At 53.1% G+C, this 2257-nt stretch carries 2 protein-coding genes; both read left to right on the plus strand.

All coding sequences use genetic code 11. The features are described from left to right. Positions 1-901: ABC transporter permease (locus KOO63_07155; protein MBU8921581.1), on the plus strand; the 901-nt coding region annotated here is incomplete at its 5' end. Positions 902-1028: 127 nt separating this feature from the next. Beyond that, on the plus strand, positions 1029-2257 hold a 1229-nt coding region (locus KOO63_07160; GenBank protein MBU8921582.1), incomplete at its 3' end, for a C69 family dipeptidase.

Below are 2257 nucleotides of genomic sequence, written 5' to 3' on the forward strand. Positions count from 1 at the left end.
TGTGCCGATCTACTCCGGCCAGGGTAACAGAGAATACCGGGACAAGACGTGGTCCACAAGGGTGACTGGGACGACTCCACAATATGCTGTAATCAACAACGATTTTCCGATAGATGGAAGGTTTTTCACGAAAGAGGAACTGGACAGGAGGGCGCAGGTCTGTCTGTTGGGTTCGACTGTGCATGAAAAACTTTTCGGGAGCGGTTCTCCCGTGGGGGAGAGCATCCTTCTGAATTCGAAGCGTTTCACGGTGATAGGGTTGCTCGGGGTGAAAGGTGAGGGCTGGTCAAGTCCTGACGACCAGGTGTTCATGCCGATAACCACCGCGCAGGAGCGTCTCTACGGGGTCGATCACCTCTCCAGCATATTAGCGCAGATGAATGCGGGTGGCAGTGACGATGAGGCTCTATTCGATATCGAAACGATACTTCGAAGGAATCACCGTCTCCGCGAAGACCAGGATAATGATTTTCGTGTTCGACGGCAGGATTTTTTCCTGTCGACGATCCAGGACACAAACGCCGAAATCGCAAATTTCATAGTATTGATCGCCTTTGTGTCGCTTGCTGTGGGCGGGATCGGAATTGCCAACGTCATGCTCGTATCGGTCACCGAACGGACAAGGGAGATCGGTATACGTCGTGCGATGGGTGCCAGGAAAAAACATATTCTCACGCAGTTCCTCGTCGAGTCTGCTATATTGGGCCTCTTTGGGGGTTTGCTGGGTATAGTGGGTGGGATGACATTCAACCATTTTAATATAGGCGCGGGATTGATCCTCCCATGGAACTGGATCGGTTACAGCTTCGGTATCTGCGCCGGGATAGGGGTGATTGCCGGGCTCTATCCCGCCATGCGGGCGGCGAGCGAGGACGTTATCAGGGCTTTGCATCATGAATGACACTATTATGCATTATCTATGGTTGGAGGTCCGGGCACTCGATTTGTCGGGACATCCTTTGCCACAGATGGTATTGATGAGATTCGATTGAATTCACAACTTTGCTGTTAACAGGAGGTATCACAGCATGAGGAAGCAGGTGGCACTACTGATCGCTATCGTCTCGGCAGCGGTCCTTTCCGGTATGCCGGTGATGGCATGTACCAATTTTCTGGTCACGAACGGGGCTTCGGTCGACGGGTCGACGATGATAACGTACGCGGCCGATTCCCATGTATTATATGGCGAACTTTATCACTGGCCGGCGAGGGACCATCTTTCCGGCAGTATGCTGGATATTTATGAATGGGACACCGGCAAGTATCTCGGTCAGATCCCGCAGGTGGCGCATACATATTCTGTGGTCGGTCTGATCAATGAACACCAGGTGAGCATTGGGGAGACGACCTGGGGTGGTCGTTCGGAACTTCGTGATTCGACAGCGGTCATGGATTACGGTAGCCTCATGTTCATCACTCTGCAGCGTTCGAAGACGGCCAGGGAAGCTATTGATGTCATGACCAGCCTGGTAGCAGAGCATGGATATTACAGTTCAGGCGAATCATTCTCGATAGCCGATCCGAACGAAGTCTGGTTCATGGACCTGATAGGAAAGAACGCCGCGAATCCCGGCGCGGTCTGGGTAGTGCGAAAGATTCCGGATGGATACATATCGGGACATGCCAATCAGGCGAGGATCCGCCAGTTCCCGCTGAAGGACAAGAAAAACTGTCTCTACGCTCCCGATGTGATCGATTTCGCGCGCGAGATGGGTTATTACGAGGGATCAGACAAGGATTTCAGCTTTGCTGACGCGTACGGGCCTCTCGATTATGGAGCGCTAAGGTTCTGCGAAGCTCGTGTCTACGCGATGTTCAACAGGGCCGCTCCATCGTTGAACCTCTCGATGGATTTCGTCAAGGGTGTTGCCGGCGCGGAGCCGATGCCCCTCTTTATCAAGCCGGACCGCAAGCTGTCGGTCCACGATATCATGGAATTCATGCGCGATCACTTCGAAGGTACCGATTTCGATATGACGAAGGACGTCGGCGCCGGGCCATACTCCTGTCCATACAGGTGGAGGCCATTGACCTGGACCGTAGATGAAAATAAATATGTGAACGAAAGAGCGACTTCGACACAGCAGACAGGATTCTCCTTCGTCTCGCAGATGCGTTCGTGGCTGCCCGACCCGATAGGCGGAGTCACGTGGTTCAGTGTGGACGACACGTACAGCACTGTTTACGTCCCGATCTATTGTGGAATAAACAAGGTCCCCCATTCCTATGCGGTCGGGCCCGGCGATTTCCCTCATTT

Source organism: Candidatus Latescibacterota bacterium (assembly GCA_019038625.1).
In the GTDB taxonomy this organism is placed as follows: Bacteria; Krumholzibacteriota; Krumholzibacteriia; order Krumholzibacteriales; family Krumholzibacteriaceae; genus JAGLYV01.